The sequence below is a fragment of the Siccirubricoccus deserti genome, assembly GCF_014283215.1.
Classification (GTDB): domain Bacteria; phylum Pseudomonadota; class Alphaproteobacteria; order Acetobacterales; family Acetobacteraceae; genus Siccirubricoccus; species Siccirubricoccus deserti.
On the sequence record NZ_JACOMF010000017.1, the window covers coordinates 93,748 to 115,287 of the forward strand.

Genomic DNA, 21,540 nt, shown 5'->3' on the forward strand with positions numbered 1-21,540 from the left:
TCAGTTACCGACCGGCATCCTACCGAACAAACCAGATGATCAGGAGCGGTGAGGCCAGGATCGCCACCGCCGCGATGCGGAACAGGACAACCGCGAGGTTGGCGGATGCCAACGCCACAAGGCCGGCGATCCCACCAGGCGCGGGGGACAGGTCTTCATTGAGGATTTCGGCTAATGAGACTTGGGACACCATGTGACCGCCACCTTCACGATCCGGCTGATCACGGCATCGTGTTGAAGCCGAAGATCGCAGGTATTCGGCGCCCGTTCAAATCACGATTGGCCTCGCGAGGACCAGGCAGAGGGGTTGTCGGACCTATCCGTCGTTTGCGGGAGACCAGCGGGCACCGGCATGGCTCCGCAGCCGGCGGTCGCGCCTTCTTGTAACAGGCGGGGCGCCTTCCTGGCGGCCGCCTGGCGATGGGTGGCGACCATTGCCGCAGGACTGGCCTCGCTCCACGCCGCGTAAGTGCGCTCAAGCTGCGCCCGCGCGATGATCTGCATTGGTCAGAGGCAGGTCATCGGTGGTTTTGAATTCAGTCCCAGGCCTGGCGGTCGATCCATTCGTCGACCGCAGCGAGGCTGGCCGCGGTCGATTGCATCTGCTTGTCGGCCTCATCCTCCCGACCGGCTGGGCATGTCCCCTCTCCGGTCTGGTCGCGCCCGGGCCGGCAGAGGGCCTCGCCCTCCACCACCGTTCGGGCGCCGCAGCGCGGACAGGATGCCGGCGCTCACCCCTCGCCCGGCATCGGCGGGGCGGTGGCTTTCTGGTCACTCATGGCTACTGCCGTTCCGGGAACCACACGGACGCATAATTGTTCTGGATGGATCTCGACTCTGTCTCCGTTGCGTTGGTCACGGCTGATCTGATTTAAGCTCTCCGGGCAGGCTTGGGCGATGAGTGAGTCGTTCTGGCTGACTGACCGGCAGTGGGCGGCGATCGCGCCGCTGCTACCGCATCTGGGCGGCAGGCCGGGTATCGATGATCCGCGGGTGACCAGCGGCTCCTGTATCGCTACCGCGAGGGCCTGCGCTGGCGGGCGATCCCGGCTGAGTACGGTCCGTGCACGACGCTGTTCAACCGCATCAACCGCCGGGGCGAGCGTGGGCTACGGCAGCAGATTTTCGCGGCGCTGGCGGCTTGTGACGAGCCGCCGACGGTCGCCATCCTAGACCGCACCGCAATGCGAGCGCACCGCGCGGCGGACCCGCGACCAAGCTCCACCCGCTTGCCGATGGTCGCGGTGGCTCTGCGCCCTGCTCCTGGCGACGGACTATCGCCCGCCTTCCGCCGATACCGGCCCTGTGGCTACGCGGATGTGTCCGCCATCATGGCCGCAGAATCCCGCGGCGCGGCGTTCTCCCCAGTTCAATGCCGGCCAGGGATGGTTCGCCTGGAGGTGTCGAGCGATCGGATAGGCGCCAAGCGGAACCTCCGGGTTTCCCAGGCGTCAGGCAGTACCGGATACGCAACGTCGCGCGGGCGAGGGTGAAGGGATGGGTGACGAGGCGGCATCGGTCCAGGCGATGGTGGAGGGCGACGATGCGCGCTTCCGCCAGCTTGCCGACCAGGCCCCGCTGATGATCTGGCGCTGCGACGCGGCGGAGCACTGCAACTTCTTCAACCGCCCCTGGCTGGATTTCACCGGCCAGGAGATGGAGGCGCAGCTCGGCTTCCGCTGGGCCGAGCTGGTGCACCCGGAGGATGCCGAGGCCCGCGTCGCCGCCTTCAACGCCGCCTTCGATCGGCGCGAAAGCTTCTCGATCGAATATCGCCTGCGCCGGCACGACGGTACCTGGCGCTGGCTGCTGGACCATGGGCAACCGGTCACCGTCGGCGGCCGCTTCACCGGCTACATCGGATCCTGCATCGACATCACCGAGACGCGCCAGGCGCTGGAAGCCCGGCGTCGCGCGCTTGAGGAGCGCGAGGGCCTGCTGTCCGAACTGCAGCACCGGGTCAAGAACAACGCCCAGGCCACCACCTCCTTCCTCAGCCTGCAGGCCAGCCGGGCAAGCGATGCCAGCGTGGCCGCGGCGCTGCGTGGCGCCGCCACCCGGGTGATGCTGGCGACACTGGTGCAGGACCGGATGTTCCACATCTTCGACGATGTCGCGGTCGATCTCGGCGAGGAGCTGGCATCGACCGCCCGCACGGCGCTGGAGTTCACCGGCCGCCCCGGCCTCACCCTGGCGTTGCGGCTGGAGGACCGGCTGGAGCTGCCGGTGGCGCAGGCGACGCCGCTGGCGCTGATCGTCAACGAGCTGGTGGTGAATGCCGCACGGCATGCCTTCCCGGATGGCCGCGCCGGGACCATCACCCTGCTCGTCCGCCAGGCCGGGCCGAGGACCGGCGAGGTGGTGGTGGCGGATGATGGCATCGGGCTGCCGGGGACCCACACCCGGAACTCGCCGCAGGGCTGCCTCGGCCTGCATCTGATTCCGCGGCTGGCACGCCAGGCTCGGGCCACGATCCGCTTTGAGGCCGAGGCCGGCACGACGGCGAAGCTGCGCTTCGCCTGTGGTGGATCGCCCTGACCCGCGCTGCGGCCGCCACCGCATGGATGCGGTCCGCGCCCCGGGGCAGCAGAATTCGCGCTCCGGGCCATTCGCGCCCCTCCGCGATCCACTTTGGCGTTTTGTTCGTAGAGCGGCTTCAGCCTCCGGGGTGTTCGTGCCTCTCCGCGATCCGTACTAATCCGTCGCCATCACCTTGACATAGCTGCCGGGGGCATCCTCGATCGGCGGCAGCGCCGCGCTGCCGGGCTGCCGCGCCGGCACCTGCTCCTTGCCCAGCGCCGTCACCCAGCGATGCCAGTCCGGCCACCAGGAACCCGCCAGCTCGGTCGCACCCTTGAACCACTGCTCCGGGTCGGGCGGCAGCTGCTCATTGACCCAGTGGCTGTACTTGCCGCTGTCCGGCGGGTTGACCACGCCGGCGATGTGGCCGCTGGCGGCGAGCACGAAGCGCACTGGCCCGCTGTAGATCTGCGTCGCCCGGTAGGTGCTTTTCCACGGCGCGATATGGTCTTCCCGTGTCGAGATCAGGTAGCTCGGCACCTTGATCTTCCGCAGGTCGATCTTCTGGCCCAGCAGCTCGATCGCGCCCGGCTTCACCAGGTCGTTCTGCTGGTACATCCGCCGAAGGTAGAAGCTGTGCATCTTCGCCGGCATGCGGGTGCTGTCGTCGTTCCAGTACAGCAGGTCGAAGGGGAAGGGCTCCTGCCCCATCAGGTAGTTGTTGACGACGAAGGACCAGATCAGGTCGTTGGCACGCAGCATGTTGAAGGTGGTCGCCATCTCGGCGCCCTCCAGATAGCCGCGCTGCTGCATCTTCTCCTCGAGGCTGTGCAACTGCTCCTCGTCGATGAAGACGCCGAGTTCCCCGGCCTCCTCGAAATCCGTCATGGTGACGAAGTAGGTGGCGGATTTGATGCGGGTGTCGCGCTTCGCCGCCATATGCGCCAGCGTCGTCGCCAGCAGGGTGCCGCCGAGGCAATAGCCGATGGCGTTGACCTGCTTCTCCCCGGTCGCCCGCTCGATGGCTTCCAGCGCGCCGTAGACGCCCTCGCGCATGTAGTCCTCGAAGCCCTTCTCGGCGAGCGTCTCATCCGGGTTCACCCAGGAGACGACGAAGACGGTATGGCCCTGCTCCACCGCCCAGCGGACAAAGGAGTTCTTCGGCCGCAGGTCGAGGATGTAGAATTTGTTGATCCACGGCGGGAAGATCACCAGCGGCCGCTTCAGCACCGTCTCGGTCGTCGGCGCGTACTGGATCAGCTGCATCAGATCGTTCCGGTAGACCACCTTGCCGGGGGTCACCGCGATGTTCTCGCCGATGCGGAATTTGCTGTCGTCCGTCATGCGGATGCGCAGCTTGCCCTTGCCGCGCTCCAGATCCGCCAGCAGGTGGGACAGCCCTTTCAGCAGGTTCTCGCCGCCGGTCTCCGCGGTGCGGCGCAGCACCTCGGGGTTGGTCAGCAGGAAATTCGACGGGCTCATCGCATCGACGAATTGCCTGGTGTAGAAATCGACCTTCTGCGCAGTCTTCTGGTCCAGCCCGTCCACCCCGCCGACCACGTTCTGGAAGAAGCGGGCCGAGAGCAGGTAGGATTGCTTGATGAAGTCGAAGACCTCGTTCTCCCGCCAGGCTTCGTCCTTGAAGCGGCGGTCGCGCGGGTCCTCGGCAATCACCGGCGCGGCCTCCTCGCCCAGCATGCGCCGGGCGGTGTTCTGCCAAAGTGTCAGGTAATCCTGCCAGAAGCCGAGCTGCGCCTGCACCAGCTGCGTCGGATTGGCCATCAGCCGCGTCGTCATCTCGAGGAAGGCGCCACCGATATTGAAAGGGTCCGGCGTGGTTGCCGAGCCGGACTGGCGCTTGAGGAAGTCGGTGACGATGCGCTGCCCGCGTTCCGCCACCTCCGACATGGTGCGGGTGACGAGAGCGGGATCCGGCATTCGGAAAGCCGGGCCTTCTGGGGTCTTGTCTTCGGCCATGGCGGCATCCTACGCCTTGCCGGGGGCTGCCTCCAGCCCGGTTCCGCTTCCGCGCCGGAGACTGTCGCGGCCGGCCGATCCGGGCTAATCCTGGGCTTCAACAGGTAAGCCGAAGGGCCATGCGGGAGATCGGTTGGGCGGCACGGCGGAGCGGGGCGATGGTGGCGGCGTTCGGCCTGCTGCTCGGCGGCTGCGCGGTGCCGAAGGAGGTGAACCCGGTCGAGATCTGGCGCCGCGTCTCCGGCGCGGCCGATGAGGGTCGGCTGCCGCCGCCCGGCATGGACCTCCCCTCGCCCAACCTCGCCAGCGTACCGCCGCGGCCGGAACGTCCGACCCCCGAGTCGCGGGCGGCGTTGACCGCGGCGCTGGCCGCCGACCGCGCCAGCTCGCGCGGGCCGGTCATCCTGCGCCAGGTCCCGGACGGCACGGGCACCACCTCGCCCGGCTCCCCGCCGGTGCCGGGGGCGCCGCCGCGCCCGCCTTCCTTCGCCGCCGCGCCGGTGATCCCGTGGAACGACGTGGCGCCCCCGCGGGCCAGCCGGGCGGAACTGCCGGCCAGCGCCGTCCCCACCCTTCGGCCGGGGGCCGCCCCGCCGCCGCCGCCGCGCGCCCTGGCACCGGAGCCGGAGCCCGCCCTGCCGGAGTTGCCGGACGAGGCCCCTGCCCCGCCGCCGCCTGATCTGCTCGCGCCGCCTCGCAACCGGTGACGGGGTCCGTTATACGGGCGGTCCCCGGCGGCGCCCGTGGCCGGGACAACCGATCGGACCCTGTGAGATGACCGAGGAATTCCACCGCATCCGCCGCCTGCCACCCTATGTCTTCGCGGAAGTGAACGCCGCCAAGGCCAAGGCACGGGCCGCTGCGGAGGATATCGTGGACCTCGGCATGGGCAATCCGGACAGCCCGACGCCACCGCATATTGTCGCCAAGCTGGTCGAGGCGGTGCAGGACCCGCGCACCCATCGCTATTCCATGTCGAAGGGCATCCCCGGGCTGCGCCGCGCCCTCGCCGCCTACTACGACCGCCGCTTCGGGGTGAAGCTGAACCCGGAGACCGAGGTGGTGGCGACGCTCGGCAGCAAGGAAGGCCTGGCCAACCTGGCCCAGGCGATCGCCTCGCCGGGCGACACCATCCTGGTGCCCAACCCGTCCTATCCCATCCACCAATTCGGCTTCATCATCGCCGGCGCCAGCGTCCGCAGCCTGCCCTGCACGCCGGATGACGAGATGCTGTCGGCCATCGACCGGGCGGTGCGGCATTCGGTGCCGAAGCCAACCGCGGTCATCGTCAACTTCCCGTCGAACCCGACGGCGCATCTCGCCTCGATCGAATTCTACCGCGAGCTGGTGGCGCTCTGCCGGCGGCACGAGCTGTTCATCCTCAGCGACCTTGCCTATGCCGAGCTCTACTTCGGCACCACCCCGCCGCCTTCGGTGCTGGAGGTCGAGGGGGCCAAGGATGTGACGGTCGAGTTCACCTCACTCTCCAAGACCTACAACATGCCGGGCTGGCGCATGGGCTTCGCCGCCGGCAATGAGCGGCTGATCGGCGCGCTGACCCGGGTGAAGAGCTATCTCGACTACGGCGCCTTCGCGCCGATCCAGATCGCCGCCACCGCCGCGCTGAACGGGCCGCAGGACACGGTGGCCGAGATGCGCATCCTGTACCGGGAGCGGCGCGACCTGCTGGTGAAGGGGTTGACCGCCGCCGGCTGGCCGGTGCCCTCCCCTGATGGCTCGATGTTCGTCTGGGCGCCGATCCCGGAGAAGTTCCGTCACCTTGGCAGCGTCGAGTTCAGCAAGCTGCTGCTGGCGCGCGCCAAGGTGGCGGTCGCCCCCGGCCTCGGCTTCGGCGAGCACGGCGACGCCCATGTGCGCATCGCCCTGGTCGAGAACAACCATCGCATCCGCCAGGCGCTGCGCGGCATCCGCGCATTCCTCCAGGGCGACAATCTCGGCCCGGCCGAGCTGGAAAAGGAGGCCGTCGGCGCATGAGCAAACCGCTTTCCGTAGCCGTTGCCGGGCTCGGCACGGTTGGTGCCGGCGTGCTGAAGCTGCTCGCCGGCAATGCCGACATCGTCGCCGCCCGGGCCGGAAGGCCGGTGGTGGTTGGCGCCGTCTCCGCCCGCGACCGCAGGCGCAACCGCGGCGTGAAGCTCGACGGGCTGCGCTGGTACGACGATCCGGTCGCGCTGGCCACCGATCCCGGCACCGACGTGGTGGTGGAGCTGATCGGCGGCAGCGACGGCCCGGCCCGCGCCCTGGTCGAGGCCGCCCTCGCTGCCGGCAAGCCGGTGGTCACCGCCAACAAGGCGCTGCTCGCGGTGCATGGCGCGGCGATCGCCGAGCTGGCCGAGGCGCGCGGCGTGCCCCTGGCCTTCGAGGCGGCCGTGGCCGGCGGCATCCCGGCGATCAAGGGGCTGCGCGAAGGGCTGGCGGCCAACCGCATCCAGCGCGTCGCCGGCATCCTCAACGGCACCTGCAATTACATCCTGACGGTGATGCGCGAGGCGCAGCGCGAGTTCGCCGAGGTGCTGGCGGAAGCGCAGAAGCTCGGCTACGCCGAGGCCGACCCCAGCTTCGACATCGACGGCATCGACGCCGCGCACAAGCTGGCGATCCTGGCGGCGCTGGCCTTCGGCCGGCCGGTGGATTTCGCCGCGGTGCATGTCGAAGGTATCCGCGCGATCACCGCGCTCGACATCCTCCTGGCCGGCGAGCTGGGCTACCGCATCAAGCTGCTCGGCATCGCCGCCCGCACCGAGGGCGGCATCTCCACCCGCGTCCATCCCTGCATGGTGCCGGTGGCGGCGCCGATCGCCCGGGTGGATGGCGTGTTCAACGCGGTGGTGGCGGAAGGCGACCATGTCGGCCGGGTGATGCTGGAAGGCCGTGGCGCCGGCGCCGGGCCGACCGCCAGCGCCGTGGTCGCCGACCTGATCGACATCGCCCAGGACCGGGTGACGCCGGTCTGGGGCGCCGCGGGCGGCGCGCTGAGCACCGCGCCGAGCGAGCCGATGGAGCGCCATGTCGGCGCCTATTACCTGCGGCTGATGGTGGTCGACCGGCCCGGCGTCATCGCCGATGTCACCGGCATCCTGCGCGACCAGGCGATCAGCCTGGAATCCATGCTGCAGCGCGGCCGCGCCCCCGGCGAAGCGGTGCCGGTGGTGCTGACCACGCATGATTGCGAGGAAGCGGCGATGCGCGCCGCCATCACCCGCATCGCCGCGTTGGATGTGGTGCTGGAGCCGCCGGCGATGATCCGGATCGAGCCGCTCTGATCCCGGCGGAGCTGAACCCTCTGGGGTTCGGCTCCCCACACACGCCGGACGCTGGGTCCGCGCGAGGCTGGCTCGCGGCGCACGGAAGCGCGCTCGGTACGGTCCACCGGTGCCGTTCCCGCCGGGCCGGCGGCACGCTATGATCCGCGGGAAACGCAGGGAGGCTGAGATGGCCGAGTACGATCCGACCGCGGGCCTGGTGGTGGACCGCAACCTGGCGCTGGAGCTGGTCCGGGTGACGGAGGCCGCGGCGCTTGCCGCCTCGCGCTGGATCGGCCGCGGCGACAAGAATGCCGCCGACGGCGCCGCGGTGGACGCCATGCGCAAGGCCTTCGACACCGTGGCGATCTCCGGCACCGTCGTCATCGGCGAGGGCGAGATGGATGAGGCGCCGATGCTCTACATCGGCGAGCAGATCGGCCTCGGCGGCCCGCTCTGCGACATCGCCGTCGATCCGCTGGAAGGCACCTCGATCACCGCCAAGGGCGGCACCAACGCCATCGCCACGGTGGCGCTGGCCGAGCGCGGCGGTTTCCTCCACGCGCCCGACATCTACATGGACAAGATCGCCGTCGGCCCAGGCCTGCCCGAGGGCATCGTCGACCTCGACGCCCCGGTGGCCGAGAACCTGCGTGAGCTGGCGCGGGCGAAGAAATGCGCCATCAACGACCTGATGGTCTGCACTCTCGACCGCGACCGCCACAAGGAGATGATACAGGCCTGCCGTGACGCCGGCGCGCGCATCACCCTGCTCGGCGACGGCGATGTCTCCGGCGTGATCGCGGTCAGCCAGCCGGAAGCCGGGATCGACATCTACATCGGCTCCGGCGGCGCGCCGGAGGGGGTGCTGGCGGCGGCGGCGCTGCGCTGCATCGGCGGCCAGTTGCAGGGACGGCTGCTGTTCGAGAATGAGGAGCAGACCGTCCGCGCGCGGGAGATGGGCATCACCGATCCGCAGCGCAAATACCGGGTCGACGAGATGGCCGCCGGCAACGTCATGTTCGCCGCCACCGGCGTGACCAACGGCGCCATGCTGCGTGGCGTGCGCCGCACCGCCAGCGGCGCGGTCACCCATTCCATCGTCATGCGCAGCAAGTCGGGCACCGTGCGCTATGTCGAGGGCCACCACAATTTCGCGCTGAAGCCGGCGGCCTTCGTTGCCTGACCAGGGCCCGGGCGCGCCGCCGGGACTGCTGGCCCCGGCCGTGCCCGGCGCGGCGCTCGGTGTCACCCGCAGCGTCACTGGGCGCCGCTGGATCTGGCGTGAGGGCGATGCCCGCATCGGCATGGCCATCGCCCAGCGGGCCGGGTTGCCCGAACTGCTCGGGCGGCTGCTGGCGGCGCGCGGCATCGGTATCGAGGCCGTCGCGGATTTTCTCGAACCCACCCTGCGGGCGCTGCTGCCCGACCCCTCCACTCTGAGGGACATGGATTCGGCGGCCACCCGGCTGGCCAGCGCGGTGCGGGAGCAGGAGACCGTCGCCGTCTTCGGCGACTATGACGTGGATGGCGCCTGTTCCGGCGCGCTGATGGTCCGCGCGCTCCGCCAGCTCGGCTGCAGTGTCACGCATTACGTGCCGGACCGGCTGAAGGAAGGCTACGGCCCCAACCCGGCGGCCATCCGCACCCTCTGCGAGCGCGGTGCAACGCTGATCATCTGCGTCGATTGCGGCATCGCCGCCCATGCGGCGCTGGCCGAGGCCGAGGGAAGGGCCGATGTCGTGGTGCTCGACCACCACAAGGCCGAGGGGCCGGTGCCGCGCGTGGCGGCGGTGGTCAATCCGAACCGGCTCGATTGCAATTCCGGCCTGCGCCACCTCTGCGCCGCGGCGGTCGCCTTCCTGACCGTGGTGGCGCTGCACCGGGCGCTGCGCCGGCTCGGCCATTTCGGCCGTGGCGCGGAGCCGCCGCTGCTGGAGCTGCTGGACCTGGTGGCGCTCGCCACCGTCTGCGACGTGATGCCGCTGACTGGGGTGAACCGCGCCCTGGTGGCGCAGGGGCTGAAGGTGATGGCGCGGCGCGACCGCGCCGGCATCGCCGCCCTGCTGGAGGTCGGGCTGGTGCGCGACCTGCCGACGGCGCATTCGCTCGGCTTCGTGCTCGGCCCGCGGATCAACGCCGCCGGGCGGATCGACGAGCCGGACCTCGGCCTGCGATTGCTGCTCTGCGACGATAGCATCGAAGCGCGCGCCATGGCGGAACGGCTGGATGCGGTGAACCGCCGCCGCCAGGAGGTGGAGGCCGAGGTACTGGGCGCCGCCTTCGCCGCCGCCGAGGCGCAGGCCGCCGCCGGCCATCCGGTGCTGCTGGTCTGCGGCGAGGGCTGGCACCCGGGCGTGGTCGGCATCGTCGCCGGCAGGGTGAAGGAACGCTTCAACCGCCCCGCCTGCATCGCCGGCGTCGCCGGCGGCATCGCCAAGGGCTCCGGCCGCTCCGTCCCCGGGCTCGACCTTGGCGCGGCGGTGATCGCGGCGCGTCAGGCCGGGCTGCTGGAAACCGGCGGCGGCCACGCCATGGCGGCCGGCTTCAGCTTCCCGATCGAGCGGCGGGAGGCGCTGCACGCCTTCCTCGCCGAACGCCTTGCCGCCGCCTCCGGCCTGCCCGGCGCGGCGGATCTGTTGATCGAAGGCAGCGTCACCGTCCCGGCAGCGACCACCGGCCTGGCACGGGAGGTGGAGCGGCTGGCCCCCTTCGGCGCCGGCAACGAGGAGCCGGTTTTCGTCCTGCCGCGCAGCAGGGTGGTGCGGGCCGACCGCGTCGGCAAGGAAGGCGCCACGGTGCGCGCCTTCCTTGAGGGCGAGGCGGGCGGCCGGCTGAAGGCGATCTGCTTCCGCGCCAAGGAAGGCCCGCTGGCCGAGGCATTGCTTGGCGAGCGCGTGCCGCTGCATCTCTGCGGCCAGCTGCGGGCGGAGCGCTGGAACGACGAAATCAGCGCCTGCCTGCATTTGGTGGATGCGGCGCCGGTGGGGCCGGGCTGACGCCGCCGGGCATACCGCGCCGGCCCGGCGGCGTGACGCCCGCTATTCCGCCTCCAGCAGCAATGCCCCCGCCGGCAGCACCCTGCCGCGCCAGCCCGGCGGCACCAGGGTCGTCGCATCGAGCTGGGTGAGGATCGCCGGCCCGGCGAATTCCGCCCCGGCGCCCAGCCGGGAGCGATCCAGGATCACCGCCTCCACCGCCCCTTCCGGCCGCAGCAGCCGCTGCCGGCCGAGCAGCGCATCCGCCGCCGTCCCGCCGCGCGGTGCCGGCATGGCGGGGGCCGGCAGCCGGCCGGACGCCTCCACCCGGAGGGTCACGATCTCGATCGCCACGCCGGGCAGGTCGAAGCCGTAGAGCGCCCGATGCGCCGCGGCGAAATCCGCCGCCAGCGCCGCGCGTGGCTTCGCCGCCTCCGGCCAGGGCAACGGCAGCTCGAAGCCCTGCTCCTCGTAGCGCATCAGGGCGACGCGGCGGGTGGCGCGATCCGCCGGCGGAACCGCCTCCAGCGCGAACCAATCCGCCGCCTCCGCCTCCAGCCCGGCGAAGGCGGCCTCCAGGGCGGCGGGGGCGGCACCGGCCAGGGGCTGCGCGACGCTGCGGCTGAACTCGGATTTGAGGTCGGCCGCCAGCAGCCCCTGGGCGCAGAGCACCCCTGGCGAGGGCGGCACCAGCACCCGCGTCATGCCGAGCAGCGTCGCCAGCGCCACGCCATGCAGCGGTCCGGCGCCGCCGAAGGGCACCAGGGCGAAGCCGCGCGGGTCATGTCCGCGCTCCACCGAGACGATGCGGATGGCGCCGACCATGGTGTTGTCGGCGATGGCCAGGATGCCGCGCGCCGCGGCTTCCAGGCTGAGCCCCAGCGGCTCCGCCACCGCCGCGCGGATCGCCGCCTCGGCTCGTGCCGGATCCAGCGCCATCCGGCCGCCGAGCAGCGCGGGCGGCAGGTGGCCGAGCACCAGATGCGCGTCGGTCACCGTCGGGCTGGTGCCACCGCGGCCGTAGCAGGCCGGGCCGGGATCCGCCCCGGCGCTCTCCGGCCCCACCGCCAACGCGCCGCCGGTGACCCGGGCAATCGAGCCGCCGCCGGCGCCGATGGTGACCATGTCCACCATCGGCAGCGGCAGCGGCCAGGGGCCGACCCGGCCGGATTGGGTCAGCCCGACCTTGCCCTCGCGGATCAGGCAGATATCGGCCGAGGTGCCGCCGATATCGACGGTGATGATGTCTGGCACGCCGGCGGCCCGCGCCATCGCCGCCGCCCCCACCACCCCGGCGGCGGGGCCCGAGAGCGCGGTCTGCAGCGGTGCCCGGCGGATCGCCGTGGCGCCGGCGACGCCACCATTGGATTTCATCAGCAGCAGTGGCGCGGCGATGCCGCCGGCCTCCAGCCGCTGCTCCAGCCGGCCGACATAGGTGGCGACGGCCGGCATGACGGCGGCGTTCAGCACCGTCGCCATGCTACGCTCATACTCGCGCACCACCGGCAGCACCTCGCTGGAGGCGGTCAACGCCAGGCCGGGGGCGGTGGCCTGGGCAATCTCCAGCGCCCGGCGCTCCTGCGCGGGGTTGGCGAAGCTGTGCAGGAAGCAGATGGCGATGGCCTGGGCGCCACCGGCAACCGCGGCCCGCACCGCTTCGGCCACCGCTTCCTCATCCAATGGGGCAAGCTCGCTGCCATCGGCGGCGATCCGCCCGGCCACCTCCAAGACCATCGCCGGCGCCACCGGCCGGCGCGGCTTCCGCCAGGCCCAGAGGTTGTCGCGCCGCGGCAGGTCGGCCCGGCCGATCTCCAGCACATGGCGGAAGCCGGCGGTGGTCAGCAGCGCCGCCGGCGCGGTCTTGCCCTCCAGGATCAGATTTGTGGCGACGGTGGTGCCATGCAGCACCCGCCCGACCGCCGTGGCGTCCCGCCCGGCCTGGACCAGCGCCAGGCCGACGCCGGTGAGGAAGGCTTCCGAGGGGTCGCGCGGGGTGGAGGGCGTCTTGGCGGTCCAGGCCTCGCCCGTTACCGCATCCTGCAGGGTGATGTCGGTGAAGGTGCCGCCGATGTCGACGGCCACGATCAGCGCGCGCGGCTCAGGCGACGGCATCGACGTAATCCTTGCGATGGAACAGCTTCACCGCACCGCGCTGCGCCCGCAGCGCCACGGTGCCGGCGGTGTCAAGGGCGCCGGCGGCAATCGCCACGCCATAGTCGCGCGCCGCCGCCTCCGGGCTGACGGCGCCGCCGCGGACGTCCTCCAGCACCAGCTCCGCCGGGCGGTCGAAGGGATGGCCCCAGCCGCCGCCACCGCCGGTCTCCAGCCGCAGCACATCGCCGCGCCGCAGTACCGTGCCATCCGAGAGCGGCGGCAGCAGCCGTTCCTCCGGCGTGCCGGGGTTGAGCAGGATACGGCCGCTGCCGCCGTTGCGGCCGCCCGCGACGCCCCAGGGCGGATTCTTCACACTGTCGATGCGGATCGCCACTTGGGCCAGGTCGCAGAGCACTTCATATTCCCGCACCACGCCGCAGCCGCCGCGGAACCGTCCGGCGCCGCCGCTGTCGCGATGGAGGCCGTAGTGGCGGAGCCGCACCGGATAGGTCAGCTCCATGAACTCGACCGGATAATTCTCCTGGGCGACGAAATAGACCGCATCGACGCCATCGGCGAAGGGGCGCGCGCCATAGCCGACCGCGACGCCGTCGCTCATCAGGAAGCGCTTGCCGGCGTGCTCGCCGCGCAGCGCCAGCAGCACATAGGCGGAATGCGCCGCCGGCGCCTCGCCGCCACGCGCGACGGCGACCAGCCCGTGCAGCGCCGCCAGCAGGCGCATCATCGTCAGCCCGCGCAGCCCGAGCGGCGCCGGCGAGCGCGGCCAGAGCAGCGAACCCTCGCGCAGCCGGACCTCGTCGATCGCCCGCGGGCCGCCGGCATTCAGCACCTGCCCCACCTCGCCCTGAAGGAAGTAGAGGCCAAGCGCCATGCCGGGCACATCCGGGTGCATCAGCAGGTTGACGGGCCCCGGCGCCTGGTCGTCGGTCTCGGTGGCGTCGAGGATGAAGCGGTCGTCCGCCGTGCGGGTCAGCGCCAGGCGCAGCACGAAGGGGCCGTTGCCCTGGCCGTCGCCGTCGATGGCATCGGCGAAGCGCGTGGTGCCGACCGGAAAGGCGGCGGCCAGCTTGGCGCGCACCAGGGATTCCGTCCGCGCCAGCAGCTGGGCGAAGGCATCGGCCAGCACATCGGCGCCGAAGCGAGCGGCGAGCTCGGCCACCCGCGCCTCGCCAAGCCGAACGGCGGCCATCAGCGCACGGGTGTCGCCCTGGGATTGCAGCGGGAAGCGGCTGTTGCGCCAGAAGGCGCGCAGCAGATCATCGTTGGTCTCGCCGCCGCGCACCAGCCGCACCGGCGGGATGATGATGCCTTCCTGGAAATGGTCGGTGGCATCGGGGCTCAGCGAGCCGGGGCGCAGCCCGCCGATGTCGGAGAAATGCGCCCAGCCCATGACGAAGCCGACGCGGATCGTGTCAAGGAAGACGGGTGCGAGGAAGACCTGGTCGTTGGAATGGGAGACGGCGCCGCGCGAGCCGTAGCAGTCATTGTACCAGTAGAGGTCGCCGGGCTGCATCGTCTCCAGCGGGTAGTGCTGCAGCACCGGGCCGACGATGTCGCCGAAGATCGGCAGGTCGGAGCCGACCGCCATGGCGCCCGAGGCATCGAAGATGGCGGTGTAGAAATCCTTCTTCTCGCGGATGAAGGCGGACATGGCGGTGCGTTCGAGCAGCGCCTCCATCTCGGATTGCGCGGCGCGGGCGGCGCCGCGGATGATCTCCAGCGACACCGGGTCGCAGATGGCCTCGTGTCGGCGGTTCACCCCGGGCTCCTCACTTCGCTTTGGTACTCGGTGACCATGCGGCCGCGGTTCACGCGCCGCTCCTCGTCTCGCTGCGAGGCTTCACGACCGCAGCCGGGATCATGCCGCCTCGCGCCAATGATGGCAGGTCACCGCATGCGCCGGCGCCACCTCCATGGTGGCTGGTTCCTCCGCCGCGCAGCGCGCGTCGGCACGGCCGCAGCGCGGGTGGAAACGGCAGCCGGGCGGGATGGCGCGCAGGCTGGGCGGGTCGCCCGGCAACGCCGGGCCGGCCGCCGCGCCATCCAGCCGCGGCGCGGCCGCCAGCAGTGCCTGGGTATAGGGGTGGCCGGGGGCGGCGAAGAGCGTCTCCGCCCTGCCCTGCTCGACGATGCGGCCGAGATACATCACCGCCACACGGTCGCAGACCCGGCGCACCACGGAAAGGTCATGGCTGATGAACAGGTAGGTCAGGCCGAAGCGGTCGCGCAGGTCGCGCAGCAGCCGCAGCACCGCCGCCTGGACCGAGAGGTCGAGGCCGGCCGTCGGCTCGTCCAGGATCACCACCTTCGGCCGCAGCAGCAGGATGCGGGCCAGGCCGATGCGCCGCTGCTGGCCGCCCGACAGCTCATGCGGGTAGCGCGCGGCGAAGGCGGGGTCGAGGCCAACGGCCAAGAGGGTCTCGGCGATCCGCGCTTCACGCTCGGCAGGGTCGCGCACGCCATGGATGCGCAAGCCCTCGGCCAGGGTGGCGCCGACCTGCCACCAGGGGTCGAGCGCCGCGCCGGGATCCTGGTGGACGTATTGCACCGCCGCCCGGCTGCGCCGTGCCTGTGCCGGGGGGTGGCCGGACACCATCCGCCCCTCCAGCCGCATCGTGCCGGAGGCCTCGCGCTGCAGGCCGAGCAGGGTACGGGCCAGGGTTGTCTTGCCGCAGCCGCTCTCGCCGACCACGCCGAAGGTCTCGCCGGCCTGGACCGAGAGATCAACCCGATCGACCGCCCGCACCCCGGGACGCGCGGAGAACAGCCCGCGCCGGGCGCCGAGCTCGACGACCAGCTCGGTGGCACCGAGGATTTCAGCCAAGCATGGCCTCCGCATGATAGGGGCAGGCGACGGCACGGCCGGCGGCCAGCGGCAGCAGCGGCGGCGGCACGCCGGCGCAATCCGCGCGGGACGCCGGGCAGCGCGGGTGGAAGCGGCAGCCCGGCGGCTGGGCGGTGGCGGCAGGCACGGTGCCGGGAATGCCGAGCAGATCCACGGCGCGGTCCGGGTGGCAGGCCAGCAGCATCCGCGCATAGGGATGCTGCGGGTCGTCCAGCACCGCCCGGGTCGGCCCGGTCTCGGCGACCCGCCCGGCATAGAGCACCGCCACCTGATCGCAGACCGCGGCCAGCACGCCGAAATCATGAGTGACGAAGAGCAGCGACAGGCCGCGCTCCGTGGTGAGCTGGCGCAGCAGGCCGAGGATCTCGCGCTGCGTCGTCACGTCGAGGGCGGTGGTCGGCTCATCGGCCACCACCAGCGCCGGCTCGCAGGCCAGCGCCGCGGCGATCAGCAGCCGCTGCCGCTGGCCGCCGCTGAACTGGTGCGGGTATTTCGCCAGCGCCCCGCCGGGGTCGGGCAGCTGCACGGCGCGGAACAGCTCCACCAGCGTGTCGCGATGGTCCCGACGCGAGCCGGGCGCGTGGCGGCGCATGATCTCGAGGAACTGGTCGCCGGCGCGGAACACCGGGTTGAGCGAGAGATAGGGGTCCTGCGGGATGAAGCCGATGCGGCCGCGGGCGGAGGCGGCGCGGTCGGTCAGTATGTCGCGGTCCTCGAACAGCACCGCACCCTTCGGCACGGTGGCGCCGCGCGGCAGGATGCCAAGGATGGCGCGCAACAGGGTGGATTTGCCGCAGCCGCTCTCCCCCACCACGCCGAGCGCGCCGCCACGCGGCACGGCGAAGGTGACATCATCGAGGATGCGGGCCACCCCGGCATCGGTGCGGATATGCACCGCGAGATTCTCGACCGAGAGCACCGGCCGGCCTTCTCCCATGATGCTCATCAATGCCGGCTCCGCCGCAGCCGCGGGTCGGCGATGTCGCGCAGCCCATCGCCGAGCAGGTTGAAGCCGAGCACCAGCAGCAGGATCGCGAGGCCAGGGAAGGTCGGGAACCACCAGGCCTCCGGCAGGTGCTGCCGCGCCTCGGCGACCGCCAGCCCCCAATCCGGCGAGGGCGGCGCCGCGCCGACCCCGAGGAAGCCCAGCAGCGCCGCGGTCAGGATGGTGAAGCCCATGCCGATGGTGGCGCGGATCAGGATGGCCGGCGCCGCATTCGGCAATACGTGCAGCAGCAGGATGCGCGTGGTGGAGGCGCCGATGCCGGCCAGCGCGTCGACAAACAGGGCGGTGCGCAGCCGCCGCGTCTCGGCATAGACGGTGCGGGCGAAGAAGGGCCAGTAGGTCAGGGCGAGCGCCAGCATGGCGGTGGAGAGGCCCGGCGCCAGCAGCTGACCGAGCGCCAGCGCCAGGATCAGCTGCGGCACCGCGAGGAACACATCGGTCAGCCGCATCAGCACATCGGACAGCCAGCCATCCCGCCAGCCGGCCAGCAGCCCGATCGGCACGCCGATCAGCAGCGAGGCGCCGACCACCGCCACCGCCACGACCAGGGCGCTGCGGGTGCCGAGGATGACGCGGGAGAGGATGTCACGGCCAAGGTTGTCGGTGCCGAAGGGAAACTCGGCCGAGGGCGGCCGCAGCCGCTGCATGATGTGGCTCTCGTAGGCATCCTCCGGATAGGGCGCGATCCAGGGCGCAAACAGCGCGATGAACAGGGCGCCCAGCACCAGCAGCAGGCCGAAACACGCGACCGGGTCGCGCAGCAGGCGGCGCAGCGCGATCATCGAATGTCTTCCGCCACGCGCGGATCGACCAGCGCCTGCACCACATCGACCAGCACGTTCACCGCGGCATAGACCACGCCGACCACCAGGGTGACGGCGAGCAGCGCCTTGTAATCCGCACTCAGGATCGCCTGCACCGCATAAGTCCCGAGACCGGGCCAGTCATAGATCGCCTCCACCGCCACCGCCCCCGAGATCAGCGCCCCGAACAGCAGCCCGATCTGCGTCACCGTCACCGTCACCGCGTTGCGCAGCACGTAGATGGCGTAGAGCCGGAACCGCCCATAGCCCGCCGCCCTTGCATAGAGCACGAAATCCTTCTGCAGCATCTCCAGCATGCCGGAGCGGGTGAAGCGGGCGATGCTGGCAAGGCCCGGCAGGCAAAGCGTGACGGCCGGCAGCACCAGATGCCACAGCGCGTCGCGGAACTGGTCGAGGCGGCCGGCCAGCAGGCTGTCGATCAGCAGGAAGCCGGTCCGCAGCGGCGGCGTGCCGAGCTCCACCTCCACCCGCCCGCGCAGCGGCAGCACATCCCATTCCATGGCGAAGACCAGCTGCAGCATCAACGCCAGCCAGAAGGAGGCGATGGCGAGGCCCCCGACACTGATAAGCCGCACCAGCTGGTCGACCGGCCCGTTGTGGTTCAGCGCCGCCACCACGCCGAGCGGAATGCCGATGGCGGTCGCCAGGAACAGCGCGAAGAAGGTCAGCTCCAGGGTCGCTGGCAGGCGGAAGCCGATCTCCTCGATCACCGGCCGGCCGGAGAAGATGGAGCTGCCGAGGTCGCCGGTCAGCACCTGCTTCACATGCACCAGCGCCTGTTCCCAGATCGGCCGGTCCAGCCCGTAGCGGGCGCGGATGTCGGCGATCTGCGCCGGCGTCGCCGAATCGCCCGCCAAGGTCGCGGCCGGATCGCCAGGGATCACCCGGGTCAGCACGAAGGTCAGCAGGACCAGTCCGAACAGCGCCGGCAGCGCCAACAGCACCCGCCGCAGAATGTAGCGTGCCATCCGCGGGGCCTAATTCTCCAGCCAGAGGGTGCGCAGTTCGCCGCCCGAACCGACGGGCGAGAAGTTCCAGCCCTGCACCCGGCGCGAGACACCGCGCAGGTTCAGCGTGTTGTAGACCCAGATGTCCGGACTCTCGGCGACCACGATCCGCGTCGCCTCCTGGTACAGCCGCTCGCGCTCGGCTCGGTCGAGGCTGCCGCGGGCCTGGGCCAGCATCGCATCCACCCGCTCGTTGCGGTACCAGCTGCTGGCCTTCCAGGTGCCGTGGAAGCGGCTGTCGTACATCTGGCCGATCCAGTTCTCCGGGTCGATGAAGTAGCTGCTGACCCAGTGGATCCAGGTGTCGGGCGTCGATTCCGCCCGGGCGGTGGCGGCGGTGATGTTGGCCCAGGTGTTCGGCACGATCTTCAGGTTGATGCCGACGCGCCGCAGGTCGGCCTGGAACATCTGCGCCGCCTGGGTGGTCTGCTCCAGCTCCGACTGGATGTGGATCTCGATCTCCCGGCCGATCGGGCTGCCTGCGGCGCGGGCGCGGTCGCAATGCTCCTTCGCCTTGGCCAGGTCGAAGGCATAGGGCGCGAGGTTGGGCGGGTTGCCCCAGAGGCTGTTGGGGTTCGGGCCGGCGTTGCGCACCACCAGGCCCTTCAGGATGATGGTGTTGAAGCCCTCGTAGTTGAAGGCATGGGCGAAGCACAGCCGGGCATCGAGGTTGTCGAAGGGCGGCTTGCGGTTGTTCATGCGGATGATGAACACCCGCATGCTCTCGTCCTTCTGCACCCTGGTGCGGGCGTTGCGCTCCACCCGCTCCACCTGGTCGGTCGGCAGGTAGCTGTCGCCGGCGTCGATCTCGCCGCGCAGCAGCGCCAGCACGCGGGTGCTGGTCTCCATGATCGGCCGGGAGCGGACCTGGTCGATCGGCCGGCGGTTGTGGGCCCAGCCGAGGAAATGCTCGGCGAAGCGCTCGAGGTCGAGCGAGGTGCGGGTGCGGTAGGTGGCAGGATCCATCCGATAGGCGCCGGATCCGGCGTCATTCGCTGCCAGCCAGGCGGCGCCCCAGTCGTCGTTCACCGTATTCGCCTGCAGCAGCTTCGCATTCACCACCGCCACCAGCGGCAGGGCGGCGAGGAAGGGCGCGTAGGGCGCGCTCAGCACGAAGCGCACGGTGCGCTCATCCGGCGTCGAGATGCCTTCCGGCTTCAGCACCGGGCTGAAGGCGGCGGCGGGGGCACGGTTCATCGCCAGCAGCCGGCGGAAGGAATAGGCAACATCCTCCGAGGTCATCGGCGTGCCGTCGTGGAACTTCACCCCCTCGCGCAGGGTGAACTCCCAGGTCAGCCCATCGGCGCTGGTGGTGTGGCGCTCGACGAGCCACGGCGTGAGCTGCGGCGGGTTGCCCTGATAGCGGTAGAGACCGTCGTAGGCGTTGAGCAGGATGAATTGGCTCGGCACGTCGAAGATCGCATGCGGGTCGAGCGTCGCCGGCAGGGTGTCGCCCCAGATCAGCGGCCGCTGCTGCGCCATGGCTGGCGGGACGGCGAGAAGCGCGGTGGCAAGCAATGCGGCGATGAGGCGCATGGGCTGATCTCCGGCGGCATGGTCTTGCCAGGCAGTGAAGCGGCAGTACTTGGATGCCGCAAGGGTCCGCAATGGCCAATCCGCCGATGATCGTGCCGACTATGCCCGTTGCGCTGGCAGCCAGCGGGGGCATGCTCGCTTGACGCGCATTGCCGCCGGCAGGCGGATCACCGCCCGCGGGACGTTCCGCCGCTGGATGCACATGCATCCGCTCGCCGCGGGCGATTGCCGTTCTGCCGCCATGCCTCCCGCAGTTGGCTTGCGAAGCCTGGGCGCGGGCCCTTAGGCTCGCACGATCCTGCCGCGGAGACTGTCGATGTCCGATACCATCCCCATCCTCGACCTCGGCCCCCTGCTGTCCGGCGAACCAGGTGCGTTGGACCGGCTTGGCGGCGAGTTGCGGCGCGCCTTCACCGAGGTCGGCTTCTACTTCGTGCGCAACCACGGCGTTCCGCCAGGGCTGGTGGATGCCGCCTTCGCCGCCGCGGCACGCTTCCATGCGCAGCCGCTCGAGGCGAAGCTGGCGATGCCCTTCGACCAGAACAACCAGGGCTATCTGCCGATGCGCGGCAATACCTCGCGCATGAATGCGGTGGAGGGCGTCAAGAAGCCCAACGCCAATGAGGCGGTGTTCTTCAAGCGCGAGCTGCCGCCCGACCATCCGGACGTGCTGGCCGGCCGCCGCTTCCGTGGGGTGAACCAATGGCCGGCGGCGCTGCCCGGCTTCCGCGAGACGGCGCTCGAGTACAGCGCGGCGATGGAGACGCTGGGCCGCCGGCTGGTGCCGATCTACGCCGCCGCCCTCAACCTGCCGCACGACTGGTTCGACGACAAGTTCCGCGAGCCGATGTTCACCCTGCGGATGACCCATTACCCGCAGCAGGAGCCGACCGCGGCCGAGGATGAATGGGGCCTGGCGCCGCATGCCGATACATCCTTCATGACCATCCTGGCGCAGAACAAGGTGCCCGGCCTGTCGCTGCGGCTGCCCGACGGTCGCTGGATCGACGCGCCGGCGCTGGAGGGCTGCTTCCTGGTGAATGGCGGGATGATGCTGCGGCGCTGGACCAACAACCTGTTCCTGGCGACGCCGCACCGCGTCACCAACCGCTCCGGCCAGGAGCGCTACGCCATCCCCTTCTTCATGGATTGCAGCTACGACGCGGTGATGGCGCCGATCCCGACCTGCGTCACCCCAGAGAAGCCGGCGCGCCACAAGCCCTTCACCTATCTCGAGTTCATGAGCGAATACTCGGGCGCCAATTATGGCGAGCGCGGGCGTTCGGCGGCCGGCGTGGAATTGCAGGGGGCCTAGGCTCAGGACTCGATCACGCCCACCACGGGATGATGGCGGCGATAGCGATGCCGGCCTGGAAGTTGCGGGCGAGCTTGTCGTATCGGGTGGCGACGCGGCGCCAGTCCTTGAGGTGGGAGAAGGCACGCTCGATGGTGTTGCGGAGCTTGTAGCA

Annotated in this window: 18 protein-coding genes; 7 read left to right on the top strand and 11 right to left on the bottom strand. The window is 70.9% G+C overall.

Going from position 1 to position 21,540, the window contains the following annotated elements; genetic code table 11:
• Positions 1-19: 19 nt before the first annotated feature.
• Both H7965_RS15275 and H7965_RS15280 read right to left on the bottom strand, forming a co-directional pair.
• Positions 20-193, bottom strand: coding sequence for a hypothetical protein (locus H7965_RS15275; RefSeq protein ID WP_186771449.1), 174 nt, complete (start codon positions 191-193; stop codon positions 20-22).
• A gap of 343 nt (positions 194-536) precedes the next feature.
• Complete coding sequence (locus tag H7965_RS15280; protein ID WP_186771450.1) at positions 537-695, bottom strand: hypothetical protein; 159 nt, start codon at positions 693-695, stop codon at positions 537-539.
• Positions 696-1,497: 802 nt separating this feature from the next.
• On the opposite strand from H7965_RS15280, the gene H7965_RS15285 reads away from it, so the two are divergent.
• Positions 1,498-2,538, top strand: a complete 1,041-nt coding sequence (locus tag H7965_RS15285; protein WP_186771451.1) for a sensor histidine kinase — start codon at positions 1,498-1,500, stop codon at positions 2,536-2,538.
• Between the two features lie 156 nt (positions 2,539-2,694).
• Here H7965_RS15285 and H7965_RS15290 read toward each other — a convergent pair whose 3' ends face one another.
• The gene (locus H7965_RS15290; RefSeq protein ID WP_186771452.1) at positions 2,695-4,497 is read right to left on the bottom strand and encodes a PHA/PHB synthase family protein; all 1,803 of its coding nucleotides are present in this window, start codon (positions 4,495-4,497) and stop codon (positions 2,695-2,697) included.
• 119 nt (positions 4,498-4,616) lie between these two features.
• Between H7965_RS15290 and H7965_RS15295 the strand changes: the two genes are divergently transcribed.
• The 5 genes from H7965_RS15295 to recJ all read left to right on the top strand — a co-directional run bounded on the left by H7965_RS15295 (position 4,617) and on the right by recJ (position 10,759).
• Positions 4,617-5,204, top strand: coding sequence for a hypothetical protein (locus tag H7965_RS15295; RefSeq protein ID WP_186771453.1), 588 nt, complete (start codon positions 4,617-4,619; stop codon positions 5,202-5,204).
• Positions 5,205-5,271: 67 nt separating this feature from the next.
• Positions 5,272-6,492, top strand: coding sequence for an LL-diaminopimelate aminotransferase (locus H7965_RS15300; RefSeq protein WP_186771454.1), 1,221 nt, complete (start codon positions 5,272-5,274; stop codon positions 6,490-6,492).
• Complete coding sequence (locus H7965_RS15305) at positions 6,489-7,781, top strand: homoserine dehydrogenase (protein WP_186771455.1); 1,293 nt, start codon at positions 6,489-6,491, stop codon at positions 7,779-7,781. The genes H7965_RS15300 and H7965_RS15305 overlap by 4 nt, the downstream gene beginning before the upstream one ends.
• Positions 7,782-7,950: 169 nt before the next feature.
• A complete protein-coding gene (gene glpX, locus H7965_RS15310; protein WP_186771456.1) occupies positions 7,951-8,946 on the top strand; it encodes a class II fructose-bisphosphatase in 996 nt (331 codons plus the stop codon).
• Between the two features lie 121 nt (positions 8,947-9,067).
• Positions 9,068-10,759, top strand: coding sequence for a single-stranded-DNA-specific exonuclease RecJ (recJ, locus tag H7965_RS15315; protein WP_186771472.1), 1,692 nt, complete (start codon positions 9,068-9,070; stop codon positions 10,757-10,759).
• 42 nt (positions 10,760-10,801) lie between these two features.
• Here recJ and H7965_RS15320 read toward each other — a convergent pair whose 3' ends face one another.
• The 7 genes from H7965_RS15320 to H7965_RS15350 form a co-directional block, all read right to left on the bottom strand.
• Positions 10,802-12,850 (bottom strand): hydantoinase/oxoprolinase family protein, encoded by a 2,049-nt coding sequence (locus H7965_RS15320; RefSeq protein ID WP_186771457.1) that lies wholly within the window; start codon positions 12,848-12,850, stop codon positions 10,802-10,804.
• Positions 12,837-14,612, bottom strand: a complete 1,776-nt coding sequence (locus H7965_RS15325) for a hydantoinase B/oxoprolinase family protein (protein ID WP_186771458.1) — start codon at positions 14,610-14,612, stop codon at positions 12,837-12,839. The genes H7965_RS15320 and H7965_RS15325 overlap by 14 nt, the downstream gene beginning before the upstream one ends.
• Positions 14,613-14,711: 99 nt before the next feature.
• On the bottom strand, positions 14,712-15,677 hold the full coding sequence (locus H7965_RS15330; RefSeq protein WP_229682630.1) for an oligopeptide/dipeptide ABC transporter ATP-binding protein: 966 nt from the start codon (positions 15,675-15,677) through the stop codon (positions 14,712-14,714).
• Positions 15,670-16,644 (bottom strand): ABC transporter ATP-binding protein, encoded by a 975-nt coding sequence (locus tag H7965_RS15335; protein WP_186771460.1) that lies wholly within the window; start codon positions 16,642-16,644, stop codon positions 15,670-15,672. The genes H7965_RS15330 and H7965_RS15335 overlap by 8 nt, the downstream gene beginning before the upstream one ends.
• Positions 16,644-17,486: an ABC transporter permease gene (locus H7965_RS15340; protein ID WP_186771461.1), complete on the bottom strand. Its 843-nt coding sequence runs from the start codon at positions 17,484-17,486 to the stop codon at positions 16,644-16,646. Before H7965_RS15340 ends, H7965_RS15335 begins: the two co-directional genes overlap by 1 nt.
• The gene (locus H7965_RS15345; protein ID WP_186771462.1) at positions 17,483-18,496 is read right to left on the bottom strand and encodes an ABC transporter permease; all 1,014 of its coding nucleotides are present in this window, start codon (positions 18,494-18,496) and stop codon (positions 17,483-17,485) included. The genes H7965_RS15340 and H7965_RS15345 overlap by 4 nt, the downstream gene beginning before the upstream one ends.
• A gap of 9 nt (positions 18,497-18,505) precedes the next feature.
• The gene (locus H7965_RS15350) at positions 18,506-20,071 is read right to left on the bottom strand and encodes an ABC transporter substrate-binding protein (RefSeq protein ID WP_186771463.1); all 1,566 of its coding nucleotides are present in this window, start codon (positions 20,069-20,071) and stop codon (positions 18,506-18,508) included.
• 316 nt (positions 20,072-20,387) lie between these two features.
• On the opposite strand from H7965_RS15350, the gene H7965_RS15355 reads away from it, so the two are divergent.
• Positions 20,388-21,386 carry an isopenicillin N synthase family dioxygenase gene (locus H7965_RS15355; protein WP_186771464.1) on the top strand — a complete coding sequence of 333 codons (999 nt, stop codon included), beginning with the start codon at positions 20,388-20,390 and terminating at the stop codon, positions 21,384-21,386.
• A gap of 13 nt (positions 21,387-21,399) precedes the next feature.
• On the opposite strand, the gene H7965_RS15360 is transcribed toward H7965_RS15355, so the two are convergent.
• Positions 21,400-21,540, bottom strand: a 141-nt coding sequence (locus tag H7965_RS15360) for a transposase (protein WP_186771465.1), incomplete at its 5' end; no start/stop codon positions are given.